Source organism: Cellulomonas denverensis (genome assembly GCF_012396125.1).
GTDB classification, from domain to species: Bacteria; Actinomycetota; Actinomycetes; order Actinomycetales; family Cellulomonadaceae; genus Cellulomonas; species Cellulomonas denverensis.
Window position 1 is genome coordinate 336,715 of sequence record NZ_JAAXOX010000003.1, and the last position, 19,760, is coordinate 356,474.

Consider the following 19,760-nt stretch of genomic DNA (forward strand, 5'->3'; position numbering starts at 1 on the left):
CCGCGAGTTCGTGACTCCCGCGTCGACTTCGTCGACCCCGTCGACTGTGCACAGGGGCGGTCCGGACGGGGGTGGTCCCCAGGGAGTGCGGGTGGGGTCCGGTCGGAGGGTCGCGGTCGGTGATGCTGCGGGGATGCCAGAGAGTCCACCGATCGTCCTGGTTCCCGCCCAGCACCCGCCGCGGTCGCTCGAACGGCGAGCCCGCGCCGGCGAGCTGGTGCGGGTGCGGCACGGCGCCTACATCCCCGCCCCGACCGGCACCTCGATCGAGCAGCGGACCGCGCGGGCATTGGCCCGGATCCACGCCGTCGCCGCGCAGAGCTCCATCCGAGTGACCTTCAGTCACCGGTCGGCGGCACTGGTGTGGGGGCTGCCGCTGCTGTCGGTGCCGGATCGAACGCACCTGATCCAGGCGGTGCGCCCAGGCGGGCGGCACGACCCGGGGATCGTCCGCCATGTGATGCGGCTGGACGAGGGCGAGCGCGCCATGCGGGACGGGCTCCCCGTCACGACCCTGGAGCGAACGGTCGTGGACTGTGCGTGTTCGCTGCCGACCCCGGACGGTCTGGTGATCGCCGACGCGGCGTTGCACCTCGGTGCCGACCCGGACGCGATCGAGCGACTGCTCCGGCGACGGCGGGGCGGGCGCGGCGCCGGGGTGGCGCGCTGGGTGTGGGAACGTGCGGACGGCGGATCGGAGTCGCCGGGTGAGTCGCTGACCAGGAGCGCGTTGCTCGACGCCGGTCTGCCGCGCCCACGGACGCAGGTCCAGGTCACGACCCGGCGAGGGGCCTTCCGGATCGACCTCGGCTGGCCGGAACACCGGGTCGGTGTCGAGTTCGACGGGCGGGTAAAGTACTCCGGTGGCGCGGCCGGTGACCCAGCCGTGGTGGTCTTCCGCGAGAAGCGGCGCCAGGACGCACTCGAGGACGCCGGCTGGCGCCTCCTGCGAGTCACCTGGCACGACCTCCGCCAGCCCACGACCCTCGCTGCCCGCGCCCTCGATCTGCTTCGCCGGCGCGACTTCGTCAGGTCCGCCGCGAATGCGGGTGCGGCGCTACCGATCTCACGGCCGATGTAACGAAGTCGCCCAAGGGGCGCGGCGGGGCGGTGGCGTGGGGAGCTCGGGGAGTGGCGCGTGGCGCGCGGGGAGTGAGGTGGGCGCGGGAGGGGCGGGGAGCGCGGGGATCGGGGGAGCACGGCGGGCGCGAGCCGTCCGGGGAGTGGGCGGCCCGGGTAGCGGGTCCGGTCCGTCGGGCACCCAGGGCGGTCCCGCCGTCGGTGGTGCGTCGTAGACTCGGGGACATGAGTGAGCCCCTGCCGCCGAGCGATCCCAGCACCGGCCCGGACCGAGCGTCCGACCCCGATGGGGGCACCTCCACCGGCCTGCTGGAGCGCACCGAGCTGAACGAGCAGGTCGAGCCGGGCGACCACGAGCGCTTCGCGCACTACGTGCGCAAGGAGAAGATCATGGAGTCCGCGATCTCCGGTACGCCAGTGATCGCGCTGTGCGGGAAGGTCTGGGTGCCTGGCCGCGACCCGAAGAAGTTCCCGGTCTGCCCGGTCTGCCAGGAGATCTACGACGGGCTGCGCGAGCCGCAGGACGGCGACGACTCCGGCAAGGGCGGTCGCCGCTGGGGCTTCGGCCGCGGCAAGGGTTCCGGCGACAGCTCCGGCGGCAAGTGAGCGCGGATCGCGCCTCCGTCCCCCACCCCCACGCCTCGACGTCGGCGGCACAGCATCTGCCGCCGGCGTTCCCGGGGCGTGCGCCGTGGGGGACGGCGGGCAAGCTGCGTGCCTGGCAGGCGGAGGCACTGGAGCAGTACCTGAGCACGTCGCCGCGGGACTTCCTGGCGGTCGCCACCCCGGGTGCGGGCAAGACCACCTTCGCGCTGCGGATCGCCACCGAGCTGCTCGCCGCCCGGGTGGTGCGCCGGGTGACCGTGGTCGCGCCGACCGAGCACCTCAAGCACCAGTGGGCGGACGCCGCGGCCCGGGTCGGCATCACCCTGGACCCGAACTTCAAGAACGCTCAGGGGCGGCACGGGCACGGCTTCGACGGGGTGGCGCTGACCTACGCGCAGGTGGCCAGCAAGCCCGCGCTGCACGCCGCCCGGACCACCGCGGCGCCGACCCTGGTGATCCTGGACGAGGTGCACCACGGCGGTGACGCGCTGTCCTGGGGCGATGCGGTCTACGAGGCCTTCGACGGGGCGACCCGCCGGCTGGCGCTGACCGGCACCCCGTTCCGCAGCGACACCGCCGCGATCCCGTTCGTGCAGTACGAGCGGGACCCGGACGGCATCCGCCGGTCCAAGGCCGACTACACCTACGGGTACGCCGAGGCGCTGCGCGACCACGTGGTGCGCCCGGTGCTGTTCCTGACCTACTCCGGGTCGATGCGCTGGCGGACCAAGGCCGGGGACGAGATCTCCGCCCGGCTCGGCGAACCGCTGACCAAGGACATGACCGCCCAGGCCTGGCGGACCGCGCTGGACCCGAACGGCGAGTGGATCCCGTCGGTGCTGGCCGCCGCGGACCGCCGGTTGACCGAGGTGCGGCGCAGCGTGCCGGATGCCGGGGCGATGGTGATCGCCACCGACCAGACCGACGCCCGCGCCTACGCCGGGCACCTGGCCCGGATCACCGGGGTCTCGCCCACGGTGGTGCTCTCCGACGACGAGGGCGCGAACGCCCGGATCGACGAGTTCTCCGCCTCGGACTCGCGCTGGCTGGTCGCGGTGCGGATGGTCTCCGAGGGCGTGGACGTACCCCGGCTGGCGGTCGGGGTGTACGCCACCAGTGCGTCCACGCCGCTGTTCTTCGCCCAGGCGATCGGCCGGTTCGTGCGGGCCCGCAAGCGGGGGGAGACCGCGTCGGTGTTCCTGCCGTCGGTCACCCCGCTGCTGACCCTGGCGAATGCGATGGAGGTCGAGCGCGACCACGCCCTGGACCGGCCGAAGACCGCCGAGGAGAACGGCGAGGGCTACAACCCCGAGGACAACCTGCTGGCCGCGGCCAACCGGGAGGAGAAGGGCTCGGACGCCCTCCAGGGGTCGTTCGAGGCGCTGGAGGCCCAGGCGTCCTTCGACCGGGTGCTGTTCGACGGTGGCGAGTTCGGCACCGGCGCGGACGTCGGTTCGGAGGAGGAGCAGGACTTCCTCGGGCTGCCCGGCCTGCTGGACGCCGATCAGGTCACCACCCTGCTCCGCCAGCGCCAGGCCGACCAGCTCAAGGGCCGCAAGAAGTCCCGGACCCAGGCCGAGATCGCCGAGGAGCGGGCGGCGATGGACCACCGCCGGCAGGCCGAGCTGCGCAAGGAGCTGGCCCAGCTGGTCGGCGCCTGGTCGCGCAAGAGCGGGCAGCCGCACGCCCAGGTGCACGCCGAGCTGCGTCGCCGCTGTGGCGGGCCGGAGGTGCCGCTGGCGGACCCGGATCAGCTGACCAGCCGGATCGGGATGCTGCGCGGCTGGTTCGTCGGCAAGCGATAAAACCGCAGGTCAGCGCGCTGTATTACCAGCAAACCGGCCTCCCGCAACCCGAGCGTTCGGCGTGCCGACCGGCTGATGACGTGCCAGGGTCTTCCTCGTTGACAGGCCCCGGTCATCCCGGCCGGGGCACGAACGGACGAAGGAGGCCACCATGCCCGCTTGGCTGATCCTCATCATCATCGGTGTTGTGCTGCTCGTGCTCGGAGTGGCGATCTCGGCGGCGAAGTTCCTGCTGTACGTCGGTATCGCGATCCTGGTCGTGAGCCTGATCCTGGGGCTGCTGCGCCGGGGCAAGAACTCGGTCTAGTCGTCCGCACAGACACGACGAGGGCGGCATCCCATCCCGGGATGCCGCCCTCGTCGTGTGTCAGAGCGTGAGCGTCGTGGTCGGCAGGGCGGCCTCGTCGGCGGACAGTCGCCGGGCGCCGCGGGGGAGCTCGTCCCGGGACGCCGCATGCCGCTCGGCCGCCCGGCGCACCCCGGCGGCCCCGGTCCAGCCGTCCTGGACCTGCCCGTCGACCACCAGCGGCACCACCAGCGGGCGCAGGTCGGCGGAGTCCGGCACCCAGGCGCGTACCGCCTCGTCGTTCCCGGTGACCACGACCTCGGCGACCGCCCGGCCGCTGTCGTCCCGGCGCCGGGCCGCGGTCTTCAGCCCGCCGGTCGAGGTCTTGGCGGTGGACGCCTTGGCCACCGGTTCCAGCGCACCGGAGCGGCCCTCCCGGGCGACCAACTTGTAGACCATCCCGCAGGTCGGGGCGCCCGAGCCGGTAACCAGCGAGGTGCCGACGCCGTAGGAGTCCACCGGCGCGACCGCCAGCGCCGCGATCGCGTACTCGTCCAGATCGGAGGTCACGGTGATCCGGGTGTTCCGGTTGCCCAGGGCGTCGAGCTGGGCCCGCACCTCCTGCGCCAGCACCCCGAGGTCGCCGGAGTCCAGCCGGACCGCACCCAGCTCCGGGCCGGCGGCGGCCACCGCGCGCTCCACGCCGCGCCGCACGTCGTAGGTGTCCACCAGCAGCGTGGTGCCCGGCCCGGAGGCGGCGACCTGGGCGGCGAAGGCCTGCTCCTCGTCGTCGTGCAGCAGGGTGAAGGCGTGGGCGGCGGTGCCGATGGTGGGCAGGTCGTACCGGCGGCCGGCCTCCAGGTTGGAGGTGCCGGCGAACCCGGCGACCGCGGCGGCCCGGGCGGCGGCGACCGCGGCCTCCTCGTGCGCGCGCCGGGCACCCATCTCCAGACAGGGCCGGCCGATCGCGGCGCTGGTCATCCGGGACGCTGCCGAGGCGATCGCGGAGTCGTAGTTCAGGATCGACAGCACGACGGTCTCCAGCAGCACCGCCTCGGCGAAGCTGCCCTCCACGGTGAGCACGGGGGAGTGCGGGAAGAACATCTCGCCCTCGGCGTAGCCCCGGATCGTCCCGCCGAACCGGTAGTCGGCCAGCCACCGCACGGTGCGGTCGTCCACCACCCGGTTGTCCGCCAGCCAGTCCAGCTCCGTGGTGCCGAACCGGAAGTCCGCCAGCGCCTCCAGCACCCGGCCGGTGCCGGCCAGCACGCCGTAGCGCCGTCCGGCGGGCAGTCGCCGGGTGAACACCTCGAACACGCAGCGCCGCCCGGCCGTGCCGTCGGCGAGGGCCGCCTGGAGCATGGTCAGCTCGTAGCGGTCGGTGAGCAGGGCAGTCGACGTCATGCGAACACCGTAGGCGCACCTAGCATGGACGGCGTGTCTGTCGAGCTGGTCCCGGAGGAGCTGACCCGGGAGGACTCCGCCCTGGACGACGTCTGGGTGACGGTGGTCTGGAACGACCCGGTGAACCTGATGTCCTACGTCACCTATGTCTTCCGCAGCTATTTCGGCTACTCCGAGCAGAAGGCCACCACGCTGATGCTGGAGGTGCACGAGCAGGGCCGGTCCGCGGTGTCCTCGGGCAACCGGGAGAAGATGGAGATCGACGTGCAGGCGATGCACTCCTTCGGGCTGTGGGCGACCATGCAGCGCAGCGGCGCGGGCACCGACTGATGCGCGGGTTCCGGATCGAGGGCGACCACCTGGTCTCCGAGGCCGATCCCGAGGAGCGGGAGGTGTTCGCCTCCGTGGTGGCCGACGTCGCCGAACTGCTCGGTGCCGGGCGGCTGGAAGAGCGGACCGAGGACCCGTCGGCCGAGCCGGTGGGCTTCCGGCTGCGGCTGGACCCGATCCCGGCCCCGGACGATCCCGCCGTGCACCGGCTGCTGCCGGACGCCTCCCGCGAGGACGCCGAGCTGAGCGCCGAATTCCGCCGGCTGACCGAGGACGACCTGCGCCAGGAGAAGATCGAGCGGCTGGCCGCGCTGTACCGGCTGCTGGCCTCCGGCGACCCGATCCGGGTGCCCCGGGACCAGGCGCACCGGCTGGCGGCCACCCTCACCGATCTGCGGCTGGTCCTGGGCGAGCGCCTGGGGATCACCGACGAGGAGTCCAGCCAGGCGCTGGAGGACGATCTGGTGGCCGGCGACCCGGACCCGGGCGACCGCGCGGCGCAGGTCCGGCACTATCTGGGCTCGATCTTCCTGGCACTCGGGTGGTGGCAGGAGACGCTGATGAGCTGTCTGCTGGCCGGGCTACCCTCGGAGTCGTGAACAACGCTCCGATCGGCATCTTCGACTCCGGGGTCGGTGGTCTCACCAACGCCCGCGCCATCCTGGACCAGATGCCGCAGGAGTCCGTCCTGTACATCGGGGACACCCTGAACTCGCCCTACGGCCCCAAGCCGCTGGCCGCCGTGCGCGCCCACGCCCTGGAAGTGATGGACGACCTGGTCGACGCCGGGGTGAAGATGCTGGTGATCGCGTGCAACTCCGCCTCCTCCGCGGTGCTGCGCGACGCCCGGGAGCGGTACACGCTGCGCCGGGGCCTGCCGGTGGTGGAGGTGATCCTGCCTGCCGCCCGCCGCGCGGTCGCCGCCACCCGCAACGGCAAGATCGGCGTGATCGCCACCAAGACCACCGTGGAGTCCAAGTCCTACGACGACGCCTTCGCGGTGGCGCCCGGGATCGAGCTGACCACCCGGGCCTGCCCGCGGTTCGTCGAGTTCGTCGAGGCCGGGATCACCTCCGGCCCGGAGCTGCTGACCGTCGCCGACGACTACCTGCGCCCGGTGAAGGAGGCCGGGGTGGACACCCTGGTGCTCGGCTGCACGCACTACCCGCTGCTCACCGGCGTGATCTCCTACGTGATGGGCGAGGACGTCACCCTGGTGTCCTCCGCCGAGGAGACCGCCAAGGACGTGTACCGCACCCTGGTCGCACACGACCTGGAGCGTGACCCGGCGGCCGGCCCGCCGCAGCACCGGTTCCTGGCCACCGGCGACCCGGAGCCGTTCCAGCGGCTGGCCCGCCGGTTCCTCGGGCCGGAGGTCACCGCGGTCGAACCCCGGGACGCGCTGCGCTGAGGCCGGTGGCGTGACGAGCGCCACGCGTGATCTGGGTCCTCCGACCGACCGTGAACGCCGCCTGCACGGCATCATGTCGCGGGTGAGGCCGTCCGATGGGGGCACGGCCCGCCGGAGCAGGAGGCGTAGATGAGGCTCGTCGTCGTGGGCTGCGCGGGGTCTTTCCCCAGCCCGGAATCGGCTGCGTCCAGCTATCTGGTCCAGGCCGACGGCCCCGACCCGCGCACCGGCGAAGTCCGGCAGTGGAATCTGCTGATGGACCTGGGCAACGGCGCGCTCGGCCCGCTGCAGAGCCACCTGGACCCGAGCTGCCTGGACGCGATCGCGATCAGCCACACCCACGCCGACCACATCGCCGACGTCGTGGTGCTGGGCGTGATGCTCCGGTACGCGCCCACCGGCTGCCCCCGGGACGAGCCACTGCCGATGTACGGCCCGGCCGGCCTCGGCGAGCGGCTGTCCCAGCTGTCCGGCCACGACCCGGCCACCGACACCGGCGGGCACGTCACGCTGGGCACCTGGCGGGAGGGCGAACCGGTCACCGTCGGCCCGTTCACCATCGACCCGGTGCCGGTGGACCACCCGGTGCCGTCCTTCGGGCTGCGGGTGACCGGGCCGTCGTCGGTCCGCCCGGGGGAGCGGGTCACGCTGTCCTACACCGGCGACACCGACGAGTGCGCGGGCCTGGACACCCTGGCTGCGGACACCGATCTGCTGCTGTCCGAGGCCGCGTACCTGGAGGGCAGCCCGCACACCCCGCGCGGCATCCACCTCACCGGCGCGCGTGCGGCCCGGGCGGCGGCCCGTGGCGGCAGCCGGTCCCTGGTGCTGACCCACCTGGTGGCCTGGAACGACCCGGCCCGGACCCTGGCCGAGGCGGTCGCCGAGTACGACGGCCCGGTGCAGATCGCCCGGCCCGGCCTGACCGTGGAGCTGTGACCCGGGACGGTTAGGGTGCCGGTATGACCGACATCCCCCGCCCGGACGGGCGTGCCCTCGACCAGCTGCGCCCGATCAGCCTCACCCGCCACTTCCTGGACGCCGGCGAGGGCAGCGTGCTGGTGGAGTTCGGCGGCACCACCGTGCTGTGCGTGGCCTCGTTCACCGAGGGGGTGCCGCGCTGGCGCAAGGGTTCCGGCGAGGGCTGGGTGACCGCGGAGTACTCGATGCTGCCCCGGGCCACCACCACCCGGTCGGACCGCGAGTCGGTCCGCGGCAAGGTCGGCGGCCGCACGCACGAGATCTCCCGGCTGATCGGCCGCTCGCTGCGCGCGATCATCGACGTCGCGGCGCTGGGCGAGAACACCATCGTGCTGGACTGCGACGTGCTGCAGGCCGACGGTGGCACCCGCACCGCCTCGATCACCGGCGCCTACGTCGCGCTGGCCGACGCGGTGGCGTGGGGGATCGAGCGCGGGGCGATCGCCGCCGGCCGCACCGTGCTCAAGGACTCGGTGTCCGCGGTGAGCGTCGGCATCGTGGACGGCCGCCCGGTGCTGGACCTGCCCTATGTCGAGGATGTGCGCGCGGAGACCGACATGAACGTGGTGGTGACCGGCTCCGGCGACTTCGTCGAGGTGCAGGGCACCGCCGAGGCCGCCCCGTTCCGCCGCAGCGAACTCGACCAGCTGCTCGACCTGGCGATCGGCAGCACCCGCGAGCTCGCCCGGCTGCAGGCCGAGGCGCTGGCCGCCCCGGGCCGGACCACGGTGCGCGGATGACCGCCCCCCGGCTGGTGCTGGCCACCCACAACGCGCACAAGATCGGCGAGCTGCGGGCGATCCTGGCCCCGGCGCTGCCCGGCCTGGACCCGGCCTCGATCGTCGGTGCCCGGGACGTCGGTGCCCCGGAGCCGGTGGAGGACGGGGTCACCTTCGCCGAGAACGCGCTGATCAAGGCCCGGGCGCTAGCGGCCTTCACCGGGCTGCCCGCGGTGGCCGACGACTCCGGCCTGGCGGTGGACGTGCTCGGCGGTGCGCCCGGGATCTTCTCCGCCCGCTGGTCCGGCCGGCACGGCGACGACCGGGCGAACCTGGAACTGCTGCTGGCCCAGCTCGGCGACATCGCCGACCAGCACCGCGCGGCCCGGTTCACCTGCGCCGCTGCCCTGGTCACCCCGGACGGCGCCGAGCACGTGGAGCTGGGCTACCTGGAGGGCCGCCTGGCACACGCCCCGCGCGGGGAGCACGGCTTCGGCTACGACCCGATCCTGATCGTCGAGGGCGGCGAGCTGACCGCCGCGGAGCTGGCACCGGAGCGCAAGAACGCCATCTCCCACCGCGGGCAGGCGTTCCGCGCCCTGGCGCCGGTGGTGGTGCGGGTCCTGAGTGCCTGAGATCCACCTGGTCGCCGACCGGGTGAGCTTCGGCTACCCCGGCCGGCCGGTGCTGGACGGCGTCGTGCTGACCGCGTCCGCCGGTGACCGGGTGGGCGTGGTGGGGGAGAACGGTGCCGGCAAGACCACGCTGCTGCGGCTGCTCGCCGGCGACCTGGCGCCGTCCAGCGGCGAGGTGCGCACGGTCGGCACCGTGTCGGTCGTGCACCAGGAGCTCGACCTGCCGCCGGAGGCCACCGTCGGCGACCTGATCGCGCGCACCGCCGGGCAGGTCCGGGCGGCCGCCGAGCGCCTGGACCGGGTGGTGGCGGATTTCGACCACGATGCCGGGGACCTGGGGGAGCTGAGCGAGGCGATCGCCGCCGCAGAGCGCCTGGCCGCCTGGGACGTCGACCGCCGGGTGGACGAGGCGCTGACCCGGTTCGGTGCCCCGCGCGACCCTGCCCGCACCCTGGGCTCGCTCAGCGTCGGCGAGGCCTACCGGGCGCGGCTGGCCTGCCACATCGCCGAGCGGGCCGACATCCTGCTGCTGGACGAGCCGACCAACCACCTGGACGCGGGCGGCATCGACTACCTGACCGCCCAGCTCCAGCAGTGGGCCGGGGTGGTGCTGATCGTCACCCACGACCGCAAGCTGCTCGACGACGTGATGACCGCCATCCTCGACCTGGACCCGTCGATGGACGGCCGCCCGGTGCTCTACGGCGCCACCCGGTACGCCGACTACCGGTTCGCCAAGGACCAGGCACTGCGTCGCTGGCGGGTCCGCTACGCCCAGGAGCGCAAGCGCGCCGCGCAGCTCGCGTACCGGCTCGACCGGTCCTACGAGGGCCTGTCCGACGAGTGGCGGCCGCCCAAGGGGTCGCAGAAGCACCGGCGCGGCACCCGGGCCCGGATCCACGTCAAGGCCGCCGACCGGCTGGTGCAGAAGCTGGAGTCCGAGGCGGTCGATGTCCCGGTGCCGCCGCTGGAACTGGCCTTCCCGGACCTGCCCTCGCTGCCCACCTCCAGCCGGGTCGAGGACGCCTACCGTGGTGGACCGCTGCTCGAGCTGCGCGCCCCGCGGGTCGAGGGCCGGCTCGACCTGCCCGGGGTGCGGATCGAGTTGCCACCGGCCGGGCGGCTGCTGGTCACCGGCCCGAACGGCGCCGGCAAGTCCACCCTGCTTGCCGCACTGGCCGGCCGCCTGCCGCTGGACCGTGGGCACCGCAGCGCCGCCCGTGCCCTGCGGCTCGGCGTGCTCGCCCAGGACGAGACCACCCCCGACCAGCTGCGGATGACCGGCTTCGAGGCGGCCGCCGCCCGCGCCTTGGACCTGCTGCGCACCGGCGCCCTCGACCCGGCGCACATCGTCCCGGTGGCCGCACTCGGGCTGCTGGACGAGGCCGATCTGGACCGCCCGCTCGCCGAACTGTCGGTGGGCCAGCGCCGCCGGTTCGCCCTGGCGATGGCCCTGGTGCCCGCGCCGCAGGTGCTGATCCTGGACGAGCCGACCAACCACCTGTCGATCGGGCTGGTGGACGAGCTGACCGCGGCGCTGCAGGTCACCTCCGCCGCGGTGGTGGTCGCCACCCACGACCGGGCGATGCGGGCGGATCTGTCGGGGTGGCCGGAGGTGCGGCTCTAGTCCGCGGCAGGCGTCGCCGGCAACAGCCGCTCCACCCCGCGGGCCAGCACCGCCAGCACCAGGAAGACCACCGCCACCACCGCGGTGTTCCGCAGCGCCACCGCCAGGCCGAGCTCCCCGACGTCCAGGAACGGGTACGGATACCAGCCCACTGCCGCGCCGCGCAGGAAGGTGTACGCCACCCAGGCCAGCGGGTAGACCACCGACCAGCCCACCGAGGACCAGGTCCAGCGCGGCCGTGGACCCGCCAGCAGCCAGACCAGCACCGCCCCGACCGGGGACACCGTGTGCAGCAGCAGATTCGCCACCTGGCCGCTCGGGGTCAGCTGCGCCGCCTCGCCGGCCAGCACCGTGTGGTAGACGACCCCGGTCACCAGGATGCACAGCAGCGCATCGAGCTGGATGACCGCCTGCACCCGTCCACCGCCGGCCGGCCGGGCGACCAGCAGGGCGCTGGACAGCACCACCAGCAGGTTGGACTGGATGGTGAAGTAGCTGAACAGCCGGATCAGCCGTTCGCCGTCGCCGCCCTCGGCGACCGCATTGCCCAGCTCGATCAGCACCCCGGCCAGGGCCGCCAGACCGAGCAGTGCGTACAGCGCCCGCCGGCCGCTCAGGGCATCCGCCCGACGTGCGCCATCGCCTGGCGCAGCAGCAGGCCCTGACCGCCGTTCATCTCCACCTGCACCTGCTCGCTGCACACCTCCTCCGGGGTGAGCCAGGCCAGGTCCAGCGCGTCCTGCTGCGGGCGGCAGTCGCCGGTCACCGGCACCACGTAGGCCAGGGACACCGCGTGCTGCCGGGGGTCGTGGTACGGGGTCACGCCCGGGGTGGGGAAGTACTCGGCGACCGTGAACGGTTGTGGCGAGGGCGGCACCTGGGGCAGCGCCACCGGGCCGAGGTCCTTCTCGATGTGCCGCAGCAGCGCGTCGCGCACCCGCTCGTGGTACATCACCCGGCCAGAGACCAGCGCCCGGGACATCACGCCCTCCGGGGTCACCCGCAGCAGCAGCCCCACCGCCACCACATCGCCCGAGTCGTCCACCCGGACCGGCACCGCGTCGACGTACAGCAGCGGCAGCTGGCGGCGGACGGCGGCGATGCCCTCCGCGCTCAGCCAACCGGCCGGGCGGCCGGACTCGTGGGGCTCCGGGGGCAGATCAGCGGTGTCGGTCACCTGGATGTTGTACCCGAGCGGCCGGTCGCGGGCACGCCCGACGCGCCTGACCACTCCGGACGACCCCCGGGAGGCCGTCCGGAACGCCCACGGGAATACTGAGCGCGGCAGGAGCGCTCTATCGGGCGTTCACTGAAGGAAACGGGAGGCAGACGATGGCAACGACCGAACTGACGGCCGAGTCCATCCAGAAGACGATCGACGAGAACGACATCGTCCTGGTGGACTTCTGGGCCGACTGGTGCGGCCCGTGCAAGCGGTTCGGACCGATCTTCGAGCAGTCCTCGGAGACGCACCCGGACATCGTCCACGCGAAGGTGGACACCGAGGCGGAGCAGGAGCTCGCCGCTCAGCTGCAGATCACCTCGATCCCGACGCTGATGGCCTTCCGCGAGGGCATCCTGGTCTTCAACCAGGCCGGCGCACTGCCCGGCCCGGCGCTGGAGCAGGTCGTCGACGCGGTCAAGGGCCTGGACATGGACGACGTGCGGGCGCAGATCGCCGCCGCGTCGGCCGCACAGAACTGACCCACGCACGAGGCCCCCGCACCCACCGGTGCGGGGGCCTCGTCGCGCCCGGGCCCACGCTCCGCCACATGCTCGTCGCGCCACGGCCCCGCCCCGGCTCCACCTGGTGCTCGTCGCGCCACGGCCCGGTCCCGCGCCCGGCCCCGCCCGGCACGAGTGCGGAGAACCTGTCGCCCGAATCGCCCGAACCGCAGCAACTTCTCCGCACTCGTCGCGCGGAGGGCCCAGCGCCCGCGTCCGCACCGGGCCCGAATCGCGTACTCGTCGTGTCGAGGGCGCAGCTCACGGTGGTCCAGCGGGCGTGAGACCAACGCGGACTGCGCCCTCGACGCGGGCAGACCGCTACGCCCGGGCCGCGCGGCGCAGTTCGTCGAGTGCCGCGGCGACCGCGACCGCACCGACGGGCAGCAGCACCCACAGCGGCATCGCACCCACCGCGGCGACCACCGGGACCACCACGAACAGCACGCCGCCGGTGATCCGGTCCAGTGGGGTGTGGATCGACCGCCAGGCGCCGACCCGTCGCCGCAGCGCCAGCGCCGCTGCCGCGCGGATCACGGTCACCCCCGTGATCACCACCCACAGCGCCGGCCCGAACACGTCGGTGCGCCACAGCAGCCAGCCCAGCACCCCGACCCAGAACGCGACGTCCGCGATCGTGTCCAGCACCGCGCCGCGCTCGGAGTCCACCGCCCACCGCCGGGCCAGCCGGCCGTCCAGCACATCGCTCAGCCCACACCACAGGTAGGCGATCAGCGCGGGGACCGGCGCCGCGATGAACGGCAGCACCAGGGCCACGACGACCCGGGACCAGGTCAACAGGTCGGGCAGCAGACGGCGCACGGGTCCTCCGCGGGACAGGGGTGCGGGAGGCGGGATTCGAACCCGCACGCTCATCAGAGCACCAGGACCTAAACCTGGCGTGGCTGCCGTTTCACCACTCCCGCCGACCTGGTCGATGATGCCAGGTCCGGCCGGCTCAGGCTGCGTCGATCCCCAGGTCGCGCCGCAGCTTCGCCACGTGGCCGGTGGCCTTGACGTTGTACTGGGCGAGTTCGACGACGCCGGCCGGGTCCAGCACCACCGTGGAACGGATCACGCCGGTGACGACCTTGCCGTACAGCTTCTTCTCGCCCCAGGCGCCCCACTGCTCCATCACGGTGTGCTCGGGGTCGGAGACCAGCGGGAAGCTCAGGTCCTCGGCCTCGGCGAACCGGGCCAGCTTCGCCGGGGAGTCGGGGGAGACGCCCACCACCCGGTAGCCGTGCGACTGCAGCGAGGCGAGGTTGTCCCGGAAGTCGCAGGCCTGCTTGGTGCACCCCGGCGTGCCGGCGGCCGGGTAGAAGTAGACGACCACGTGCTGCCCGCGCAGCTCGGAGAGGGTCAGCGTGCCGCCGTCGGCGGTCGGCAGCGTGAAGTCGGGGGCGGTGTCACCGGCGGACAGGCGGGGCATGGCGGCTCTCCTCGATCGCGCGGGCGCCTGGTGCGCCCGTGGACAGGGTAGTCAGGGCTCCGGGTAGCGTCTGCTCCCGTGACTGTGAGCCAGAACTCCCGCCCCGAGCTGCCGATCCGGATGCTCAACGACCGCCTGCTGGTGGAGCTGGACGCCGACGCGGCCGAACGCCGGTCCAGTGCCGGGATCGTGATCCCGGCGACCGCGGTGGTCGGCAAGCGCCTGGCCTGGGGCGCGGTGGTCGCCGCCGGGCAGCACGTGCGCCAGGTGTCGGTGGGCGACCGGGTGCTGTTCGACCCGGACGAGCGTGGCGAGGTGGAGCTGGCCGGCGCGACCTACCTGCTGCTGCGGGAGAAGGACGTGCACGCGGTCGCCGAGCCCCGTGACGGCGGTGAGGGCACCGGCCTGTACCTGTAGCTGTTGCGCCCCTCCGGCCGCGGTGTTCCGATAAGGCCGGAGGAAAGGGGACGATCGTGGGCGACGATCAGTCCGCGCCGACCGAGGCGCGCGCCGTGATGGACCTGCTGGCGGAGCACGTGCCGCTCACGTTGCTCGCCGACCTGGCGACCGCCGAGCCGCGTTCGGGCGAGATCCTGCGCACCGAGGGGCTGCCGGAGGACGAGTGGTGGGCCGAGGGCGAGCACACCGCGTGACCTGCATCACGACCGGCCGCGACCGCGCGGAACCGATTCGCGTCCGACACCGGGAGGGTGCTAACTTCTTCCTCGCGCGCCATTAGCTCAATTGGCAGAGCAGCTGACTCTTAATCAGCGGGTTCGGGGTTCGAGTCCCTGATGGCGCACCAGCATGAAGGCCTCGCACCGATCGGGTGCGGGGCCTTCGTCGTGTGTGGGTGCCGGTCCGTACCGTCCGGGGCATGGACGAGCTGGCGGAACTGCGCGAGGACTACGACCGGGTGGCGGACCGCTACGTCGAGCTCGGGGTGGGTGACCTGGCCGAGGAACCGTGGTTGCGGTCGGTGCTGGTCGCCTTCGCCGAGCAGGTGCGCGACCGGGGCCCGGTGCTGGATGTCGGCTGCGGCCCCGGGCAGGTCAGCGCGTTCCTGGCCGCGCACGGGGTGGACGTGCGTGGAATCGACCTGTCGCCGCGGATGGTCGAGCACGCTCGACGGCGGTTCCCCGCGGTGCGCTTCGACACCGGATCGGCGACGGCGCTCGGGGTCGAGGACGGAACGCTGGCCGGGATCCTGGGCTGGTGGTCGCTGTTCCACCTGCCCCGGCCGCAGCTGCCAGGGGTGTTCGCGGGCTTCGCCCGGGCGCTGCGGCCGGGTGGACTGGCGCTGGTCGGGTTCCACGCCGGGGACGGCGAGCTGCACCGCACCGAGGCCTACGGCGGGGTGCCGGTCGGCTGGACGACCCATCTGTGGCGCCCGGAGCGGCTGGCCGAACTGCTGGCCGGCGCCGGCCTGCGACCGGTGCTGGAGCAGCGGTTCGCCGCCGCGGTGCCGCAGCAGCGCCCGCAGGTGGTGATCGCCGCCCGGCGGGTGTGAGCGTCGACCTGCCGGTTCACCCCCGCGGGTCCACGATGGGCACACCCGAGGAATGGAGCGATGCGATGAGCGAGGACCAGACCCTCAGCTACGACGTGGTCGTGATCGGTGGTGGTGCCGTGGGGGAGAACGCCGCCGACCGTGCGGCCCGCACCGGGCTGTCCGTGCTGGTGGTGGAGCGCGAGCTGGTGGGCGGTGAGTGTTCCTACTGGGCCTGCATGCCGTCCAAGGCGCTGCTGCGGCCGGGGTCGGTGCTCGCCCAGGCGCGGGCGGTGCCCGGGGCGGCGGAGCTGATCACCGGCACCCTGGACCCGGCGCTGGTGCTGGCCCGGCGGGACGAGTTCACCTCGCACTGGGACGACCACGGGCAGGTCGAGTGGCTGGAGTCGGCCGGGCTCGCCCTGCTGCGCGGTTCCGCCCGGTTCACCGGGGAGAAGGAACTGCTGGTCGAGGACGAGGAGACCGGGACCAGCACCCGGGTGATCGCCCGGCACGCGGTGATCGTGGCCAGCGGCAGCGAGCCGGTGATCCCGGGCATCCCGGGGCTGGCCGAATCGCAGCCGTGGACCTCGCGGGAGGCGACCGCGGTGGAACAGGTGCCCGGGCGGCTGGTGATCCTCGGCGGCGGGGTGGTCGGGGTGGAGATGGCCACCGCGTACCGCGACCTGGGCGCCGAGGTCACGCTGATCGTGCGCGGCGACCGGGTGCTGACCGGCGCCGAGCCGTTCGCCGCCGAGGAGGTGGGCACCGCCCTGCGCGACCTCGGCGTCGATCTGCGGTTCGGCACCGAGACCACCGCGGTGCGCCGGGACTCGGGTGGCGTGCACCTGACCGTGACCGGGCCGCAGGGGGAGTCCACGCTGGATGCCGATGAGCTGGTGGTCGCCACCGGTCGCCGGCCGCGCACCGCTGACCTGGGCCTGGAGGTGCTCGGGCTGGACGGACTGACGGTGGACGACGCGCTGCAGGTGCCGGGCCACGATTGGCTGTTCGCGGTCGGCGACGTCACCGGCCGGACCGCCACCACCCACCAGGGCAAGTACGACGCCCGGGTCGCCGGGGACGTGGTGGCCGCGCGCTTCGGCGACGACGAGTCGCTGCGGGAGCAGGAACGGGCGGCCGGGGACTGGTCCCGGTTCCGGGCCACCGCCGACCACGCCGCCGTGCCGCAGGTGGTGTTCACCCGCCCGGAGGTCGCCTGGGTCGGGCTCACCGAGCAGCAGGCCCGGGATGCGGGCCGGACGGTGCGGGCGGTCAGCTACCCGATCGGCTCGGTGGCGGGTGCGTCGGTCAGCGCCGACGGCTACCACGGCACCGCGCAGATCGTGGTGGACGAGGACGCCGGGGTGATCGTGGGTGCGACGTTCACCGGACCGGATGCCGCGGAGCTGTTGCAGACCGCGACCACCGCCGTGGTGGCGGGAACCCCGCTGGATCGGCTGTGGCACGCCGTGCCCGCCTACCCGACGGTCAGCGAGGTGTGGCTCCGGCTGCTGGAGACCACCGGGCTCTGAGACGCACGACGGGCCGGGGAGCCGCAGCTCCCCGGCCCGTCGCCGCGTCCGGGATCAGCCGGCCAGCGAACCGTCCGAGGACAGCACCAGCCCGATCACCGACTCGCCACCCCGCACGGCGTCGCCGATCAGGCCGAAGTCGTAGGCGGTGAAGTCGGTGATCTCGATGCCGTAGGTCTCCTCCAGACCCGGCTGGCAGAACGGGCGCTCCGGGCACTCGGCCGGGCCGGCCAGGGTCACGCCGCCCTCGCAGGCGGTGGCCAGGTCGGACAGCGTCGTGACGTCGTGCTCGTCGGCGAACGCCTGGGTGACCGCGAAGGCGTTCTGGTCCTGGGCGGCCGAGACCGCACCGAAGGTCAGCCCCACGTCGGCGCCGAGGGTGGTCAGCGCCTCGACGGTGGCGTCCACGTCACCGGAGGCCTGCGGCTCCGCGTCGGCCCCGTTCGCGGCGGTGTTGAGGAACTCGGTCAGCGTCGCGGCGTACTCCGGGGTGACCGTGATCTGGCCGCTCTGCAGCGCGGGCAGGTAGGTCTCCCGATTGCCGATGGTCTGCACCTCGGTGGAGTAGCCGGCCGACTTCAGCACCGCCGAGTAGATCTCGGACAGCGTGGCGCTCTCGGAGAAGTTCGCGGCGCCGATCACCACGGACTTGCCCGCCCCCAGCGTGGCGTCGTCGGAGGCCAGGCCCTCGTCCTCGACGAAGGCGGCGGCTGCCTCGGAGGAGGTCTGCCGGTCGATGTCGACCGCCTTGTTCAGCTGGATCAGCTTGTCGGTGTCCAGCGCGTCGGAGACCTGGTCCAGCAGCGGGATCAGGTTCGGGTCCGCGGCGGCGGCCTCGGCATTGACGGCGGGGATGACGTTGTCGGCGTTCTGCAGGCCCTGGTCGTCCTCCAGCACGACCAACTGGTCACCGGCCACCGGCTCACAGACTGTGCCGCCGGCGTTGGTGTCCGAGGTGGGGTCGGCGGATCCACCGCCGGAGCCCGGGTCGCCGCAGGCGGCGACGAGCAGGAGCACCCCCGCGGCCGTGGCGGCGAGGGTGGTGCGGGGTGCCTTCATGGGTCCTCTTCCATCGGGTGGCGGTCGGGATCAGGGGACGGCGTCGCTCATTCGACCGGCGCCGCCGGGGGTCGGCAACCGCTCAGGCGGTCGCCGGGGTCACAGTCCGGTCACGGTCGTCGGGGCGGGTGGGGGTGTCGTCCGGCTGCGGGCTGGTGCCGGTGCGGCGCGGACGGCGACGGGTACGCAACGGTTCGGGGGTGGCCAGCCACTGCACGGCGGCCAGCACCCCCTCGATCACCAGGCAGAGCGCGGCGACCAAAAGTGCCCCGGCGACCACCTGGCCGTACTTCTGCAGGGCCATCCCGCTGACGATGATCGAGCCCAGGCTCTTACCGCCGACCAGCGCGGCCAGTGGGACGGTGGCCAGCACCTGGGTGGTGGCGGTCCGCAGTCCGGCGCCGATCAGCGGTAGCGCCAGCGGCAGTTCGGCCAGGAACAGCGACCGGCTCCCGCTCATCCCCATCCCGCGGGCGGCGTCCCGGACGTCCGGGTCCACCTCCATCAGGCCGGTGAAGGCGTTCGCCAGGATCGGCGGCACCGCGAAGATCGCCACTGCCAGGATCGTGGCCCGGGACCCGAACAGCCCGGTGGACGCGAAGATGGTCAGCAGGGCGAAGGTCGGCAGGGCCCGGGAGGTGTTGGCCAGCACCACGGTGAGCACCCCACCGGAGCGCCGGTGGCCGAGCCACACCCCGAGCGGCAGGGCGACCACGGCGGCCAGCAGCACCGCGATCAGGCTCAGCCGCAGGTGTTCGCCGGCCAGGGCGATCACGCCGTTGCGGCCGGTCCAGTTCAGCGGGTCGTTCAGCCAGGTGAAGGCATCGCGCAGCACGTCCATCTCAGGCCTCCCTCCGCCGCCGGGCCCATGGGGTGACCGCGCGGCCGATCAACCACCAGACCAGGTCCAGTAGCAGGGCCAGCGCCAGGCAGAGCAGCGTCGCGGTGAGGATCTCCGCGTGGTACTTGTTGTTCCGGAATCCCCGGAAGATCAGCTCCCCGAGCCCGCCGTACCCGACCGCGACGCCGACGGTCACCAGCGCCACCGTGGTCACCGTGGCCAACCGGACCCCGGCGATCACCGCGGGCAGCGCGTTCGGCAGCTCGACGGTCAGCAGCAGCCGGACCCGGCCGTACCCGAGCCCGCGCGCGGCATCCCGGACACTGTCGTCCACTCCGCCGAGGCCGACGATCACGTTCCGGACCAGCACCAGCAGGGCGTACACCACCAGCCCGATCAGCACCGGCGTGCGCCCGATGCCGGTGAACGGCACCAGCACGGTGAACAGTGCCAGCGACGGGATGGTGTAGAGCACCGAGGACACCCCCACGATCGGGGCGGCCAGCCGGGGCTGCAGGTGGGCGAGCATGCCCAGCGGGATCGCGATCAGCACCGCGATCGCGATCGCCTGCAGGGTGAGGCTGGTGTGCTGCTGCAGGGCGTGGCTGATGTCGCCCCAGTTGCGCTGGACGTACTCCCAGGACAGCCAGGGGTTCGCCGCGGCACCGCCATCGGCGGCGGTCACCACGGCGGGGACGTCGTGCTGCACCCGGAGTGCGCTGGTCAGGGCCATCACCGCAGGGACGCTACCGGGGGCCACCGACACCCGCCGGTCGAACCGGGGTGATCGTGACC

At 73.4% G+C, this 19,760-nt stretch carries 24 protein-coding genes and 2 tRNA genes; 17 read left to right on the forward strand and 9 right to left on the reverse strand.

Annotated elements, in window-relative coordinates:
• The first annotated feature begins 133 nt into the window (after nucleotides 1-133).
• The 4 genes from HGA03_RS08350 to HGA03_RS08365 all read left to right on the forward strand — a co-directional run bounded on the left by HGA03_RS08350 (nucleotide 134) and on the right by HGA03_RS08365 (nucleotide 3,798).
• Nucleotides 134-1,081, forward strand: coding sequence for a hypothetical protein (locus tag HGA03_RS08350; protein ID WP_168629787.1), 948 nt, complete (start codon nucleotides 134-136; stop codon nucleotides 1,079-1,081).
• A 224-nt stretch (nucleotides 1,082-1,305) separates the two neighbouring features.
• Nucleotides 1,306-1,686, forward strand: coding sequence for a DUF3039 domain-containing protein (locus HGA03_RS08355; RefSeq protein WP_168629788.1), 381 nt, complete (start codon nucleotides 1,306-1,308; stop codon nucleotides 1,684-1,686).
• On the forward strand, nucleotides 1,683-3,491 hold the full coding sequence (locus HGA03_RS08360; RefSeq protein ID WP_168629789.1) for a DEAD/DEAH box helicase: 1,809 nt from the start codon (nucleotides 1,683-1,685) through the stop codon (nucleotides 3,489-3,491). The genes HGA03_RS08355 and HGA03_RS08360 overlap by 4 nt, the downstream gene beginning before the upstream one ends.
• A 151-nt stretch (nucleotides 3,492-3,642) precedes the next feature.
• The gene (locus HGA03_RS08365) at nucleotides 3,643-3,798 is read left to right on the forward strand and encodes a hypothetical protein (RefSeq protein ID WP_168629790.1); all 156 of its coding nucleotides are present in this window, start codon (nucleotides 3,643-3,645) and stop codon (nucleotides 3,796-3,798) included.
• A gap of 60 nt (nucleotides 3,799-3,858) precedes the next feature.
• Here HGA03_RS08365 and HGA03_RS08370 read toward each other — a convergent pair whose 3' ends face one another.
• Complete coding sequence (locus HGA03_RS08370) at nucleotides 3,859-5,181, reverse strand: nicotinate phosphoribosyltransferase (RefSeq protein ID WP_168629791.1); 1,323 nt, start codon at nucleotides 5,179-5,181, stop codon at nucleotides 3,859-3,861.
• A gap of 24 nt (nucleotides 5,182-5,205) precedes the next feature.
• On the opposite strand from HGA03_RS08370, the gene clpS reads away from it, so the two are divergent.
• From clpS to HGA03_RS08405, 7 genes are all read left to right on the forward strand, one after another.
• The gene (gene clpS, locus HGA03_RS08375; RefSeq protein WP_168629792.1) at nucleotides 5,206-5,511 is read left to right on the forward strand and encodes an ATP-dependent Clp protease adapter ClpS; all 306 of its coding nucleotides are present in this window, start codon (nucleotides 5,206-5,208) and stop codon (nucleotides 5,509-5,511) included.
• Nucleotides 5,511-6,110, forward strand: coding sequence for a DUF2017 domain-containing protein (locus HGA03_RS08380; protein ID WP_168629793.1), 600 nt, complete (start codon nucleotides 5,511-5,513; stop codon nucleotides 6,108-6,110). Before clpS ends, HGA03_RS08380 begins: the two co-directional genes overlap by 1 nt.
• Complete coding sequence (murI, locus tag HGA03_RS08385) at nucleotides 6,107-6,922, forward strand: glutamate racemase (protein ID WP_168629794.1); 816 nt, start codon at nucleotides 6,107-6,109, stop codon at nucleotides 6,920-6,922. Before HGA03_RS08380 ends, murI begins: the two co-directional genes overlap by 4 nt.
• Nucleotides 6,923-7,051: 129 nt before the next feature.
• Complete coding sequence (locus HGA03_RS08390) at nucleotides 7,052-7,861, forward strand: MBL fold metallo-hydrolase (RefSeq protein ID WP_168629795.1); 810 nt, start codon at nucleotides 7,052-7,054, stop codon at nucleotides 7,859-7,861.
• A 23-nt stretch (nucleotides 7,862-7,884) separates the two neighbouring features.
• Nucleotides 7,885-8,643: a ribonuclease PH gene (gene rph / locus HGA03_RS08395; RefSeq protein WP_168629796.1), complete on the forward strand. Its 759-nt coding sequence runs from the start codon at nucleotides 7,885-7,887 to the stop codon at nucleotides 8,641-8,643.
• Nucleotides 8,640-9,257, forward strand: a complete 618-nt coding sequence (rdgB, locus tag HGA03_RS08400) for an RdgB/HAM1 family non-canonical purine NTP pyrophosphatase (protein WP_168629797.1) — start codon at nucleotides 8,640-8,642, stop codon at nucleotides 9,255-9,257. Before rph ends, rdgB begins: the two co-directional genes overlap by 4 nt.
• Nucleotide 9,258: 1 nt before the next feature.
• Nucleotides 9,259-10,884, forward strand: coding sequence for an ABC-F family ATP-binding cassette domain-containing protein (locus HGA03_RS08405; protein WP_168629972.1), 1,626 nt, complete (start codon nucleotides 9,259-9,261; stop codon nucleotides 10,882-10,884).
• Here HGA03_RS08405 and HGA03_RS08410 read toward each other — a convergent pair.
• Both HGA03_RS08410 and HGA03_RS08415 read right to left on the reverse strand, forming a co-directional pair.
• On the reverse strand, nucleotides 10,881-11,447 hold the full coding sequence (locus HGA03_RS08410) for a Pr6Pr family membrane protein (protein ID WP_239073491.1): 567 nt from the start codon (nucleotides 11,445-11,447) through the stop codon (nucleotides 10,881-10,883). The two genes, HGA03_RS08405 and HGA03_RS08410, sit on opposite strands and share 4 nt — an antisense overlap.
• Nucleotides 11,448-11,497: 50 nt before the next feature.
• A complete protein-coding gene (locus HGA03_RS08415; protein ID WP_168629798.1) occupies nucleotides 11,498-12,061 on the reverse strand; it encodes an NUDIX hydrolase family protein in 564 nt (187 codons plus the stop codon).
• 155 nt (nucleotides 12,062-12,216) lie between these two features.
• Here HGA03_RS08415 and trxA point away from each other — a divergent pair, with 155 nt between their 5' ends.
• Nucleotides 12,217-12,588 carry a thioredoxin gene (trxA, locus tag HGA03_RS08420; protein WP_168629799.1) on the forward strand — a complete coding sequence of 124 codons (372 nt, stop codon included), beginning with the start codon at nucleotides 12,217-12,219 and terminating at the stop codon, nucleotides 12,586-12,588.
• A 342-nt stretch (nucleotides 12,589-12,930) separates the two neighbouring features.
• On the opposite strand, the gene HGA03_RS08425 is transcribed toward trxA, so the two are convergent.
• The 3 genes from HGA03_RS08425 to bcp all read right to left on the reverse strand — a co-directional run bounded on the left by HGA03_RS08425 (nucleotide 12,931) and on the right by bcp (nucleotide 14,041).
• On the reverse strand, nucleotides 12,931-13,431 hold the full coding sequence (locus HGA03_RS08425) for a CDP-alcohol phosphatidyltransferase family protein (RefSeq protein ID WP_168629800.1): 501 nt from the start codon (nucleotides 13,429-13,431) through the stop codon (nucleotides 12,931-12,933).
• A 21-nt stretch (nucleotides 13,432-13,452) separates the two neighbouring features.
• Nucleotides 13,453-13,535: transfer RNA gene (locus tag HGA03_RS08430), tRNA-Leu, on the reverse strand.
• A gap of 32 nt (nucleotides 13,536-13,567) precedes the next feature.
• A complete protein-coding gene (bcp, locus tag HGA03_RS08435) occupies nucleotides 13,568-14,041 on the reverse strand; it encodes a thioredoxin-dependent thiol peroxidase (RefSeq protein WP_168629801.1) in 474 nt (157 codons plus the stop codon).
• A 120-nt stretch (nucleotides 14,042-14,161) separates the two neighbouring features.
• On the opposite strand from bcp, the gene HGA03_RS08440 reads away from it, so the two are divergent.
• From HGA03_RS08440 to HGA03_RS08460, 5 genes are all read left to right on the forward strand, one after another.
• A complete protein-coding gene (locus tag HGA03_RS08440; protein ID WP_168629974.1) occupies nucleotides 14,162-14,458 on the forward strand; it encodes a GroES family chaperonin in 297 nt (98 codons plus the stop codon).
• A gap of 56 nt (nucleotides 14,459-14,514) precedes the next feature.
• The gene (locus HGA03_RS08445) at nucleotides 14,515-14,694 is read left to right on the forward strand and encodes a hypothetical protein (RefSeq protein ID WP_168629802.1); all 180 of its coding nucleotides are present in this window, start codon (nucleotides 14,515-14,517) and stop codon (nucleotides 14,692-14,694) included.
• Nucleotides 14,695-14,770: 76 nt separating this feature from the next.
• A tRNA-Lys gene (locus HGA03_RS08450) sits at nucleotides 14,771-14,846 on the forward strand.
• A 72-nt stretch (nucleotides 14,847-14,918) separates the two neighbouring features.
• Nucleotides 14,919-15,551: a class I SAM-dependent methyltransferase gene (locus HGA03_RS08455; RefSeq protein ID WP_168629803.1), complete on the forward strand. Its 633-nt coding sequence runs from the start codon at nucleotides 14,919-14,921 to the stop codon at nucleotides 15,549-15,551.
• Between the two features lie 65 nt (nucleotides 15,552-15,616).
• Nucleotides 15,617-17,065, forward strand: a complete 1,449-nt coding sequence (locus HGA03_RS08460) for a dihydrolipoyl dehydrogenase family protein (protein ID WP_168629804.1) — start codon at nucleotides 15,617-15,619, stop codon at nucleotides 17,063-17,065.
• Between the two features lie 54 nt (nucleotides 17,066-17,119).
• Here the strand turns inward: HGA03_RS08460 and HGA03_RS08465 are convergent, their stop codons facing one another.
• The 3 genes from HGA03_RS08465 to HGA03_RS08475 all read right to left on the reverse strand — a co-directional run bounded on the left by HGA03_RS08465 (nucleotide 17,120) and on the right by HGA03_RS08475 (nucleotide 19,698).
• Nucleotides 17,120-18,124 (reverse strand): glycine betaine ABC transporter substrate-binding protein, encoded by a 1,005-nt coding sequence (locus tag HGA03_RS08465; RefSeq protein WP_168629805.1) that lies wholly within the window; start codon nucleotides 18,122-18,124, stop codon nucleotides 17,120-17,122.
• Nucleotides 18,125-18,206: 82 nt separating this feature from the next.
• Nucleotides 18,207-18,965, reverse strand: a complete 759-nt coding sequence (locus HGA03_RS08470; RefSeq protein ID WP_168629806.1) for an ABC transporter permease — start codon at nucleotides 18,963-18,965, stop codon at nucleotides 18,207-18,209.
• A gap of 1 nt (nucleotide 18,966) precedes the next feature.
• The gene (locus HGA03_RS08475; protein ID WP_168629807.1) at nucleotides 18,967-19,698 is read right to left on the reverse strand and encodes an ABC transporter permease; all 732 of its coding nucleotides are present in this window, start codon (nucleotides 19,696-19,698) and stop codon (nucleotides 18,967-18,969) included.
• Nucleotides 19,699-19,760 lie beyond the last annotated feature (62 nt).

Coding starts and splice junctions, on each gene's coding strand:
- HGA03_RS08350 (WP_168629787.1), top strand. CDS start 134: ATGCCAGAGAGTCCACCGATCGTCCTGGTTCCCGCCCAGCACCCGCCG.
- HGA03_RS08355 (WP_168629788.1), top strand. CDS start 1,306: ATGAGTGAGCCCCTGCCGCCGAGCGATCCCAGCACCGGCCCGGACCGA.
- HGA03_RS08365 (WP_168629790.1), top strand. CDS start 3,643: ATGCCCGCTTGGCTGATCCTCATCATCATCGGTGTTGTGCTGCTCGTG.
- HGA03_RS08370 (WP_168629791.1), bottom strand. CDS start 5,181: ATGACGTCGACTGCCCTGCTCACCGACCGCTACGAGCTGACCATGCTC.
- clpS (WP_168629792.1), top strand. CDS start 5,206: ATGGACGGCGTGTCTGTCGAGCTGGTCCCGGAGGAGCTGACCCGGGAG.
- HGA03_RS08380 (WP_168629793.1), top strand. CDS start 5,511: ATGCGCGGGTTCCGGATCGAGGGCGACCACCTGGTCTCCGAGGCCGAT.
- HGA03_RS08390 (WP_168629795.1), top strand. CDS start 7,052: ATGAGGCTCGTCGTCGTGGGCTGCGCGGGGTCTTTCCCCAGCCCGGAA.
- rph (WP_168629796.1), top strand. CDS start 7,885: ATGACCGACATCCCCCGCCCGGACGGGCGTGCCCTCGACCAGCTGCGC.
- rdgB (WP_168629797.1), top strand. CDS start 8,640: ATGACCGCCCCCCGGCTGGTGCTGGCCACCCACAACGCGCACAAGATC.
- trxA (WP_168629799.1), top strand. CDS start 12,217: ATGGCAACGACCGAACTGACGGCCGAGTCCATCCAGAAGACGATCGAC.
- bcp (WP_168629801.1), bottom strand. CDS start 14,041: ATGCCCCGCCTGTCCGCCGGTGACACCGCCCCCGACTTCACGCTGCCG.
- HGA03_RS08440 (WP_168629974.1), top strand. CDS start 14,162: ATGCTCAACGACCGCCTGCTGGTGGAGCTGGACGCCGACGCGGCCGAA.
- HGA03_RS08455 (WP_168629803.1), top strand. CDS start 14,919: ATGGACGAGCTGGCGGAACTGCGCGAGGACTACGACCGGGTGGCGGAC.
- HGA03_RS08460 (WP_168629804.1), top strand. CDS start 15,617: ATGAGCGAGGACCAGACCCTCAGCTACGACGTGGTCGTGATCGGTGGT.
- HGA03_RS08465 (WP_168629805.1), bottom strand. CDS start 18,124: ATGAAGGCACCCCGCACCACCCTCGCCGCCACGGCCGCGGGGGTGCTC.
- HGA03_RS08470 (WP_168629806.1), bottom strand. CDS start 18,965: ATGGACGTGCTGCGCGATGCCTTCACCTGGCTGAACGACCCGCTGAAC.
- HGA03_RS08475 (WP_168629807.1), bottom strand. CDS start 19,698: ATGGCCCTGACCAGCGCACTCCGGGTGCAGCACGACGTCCCCGCCGTG.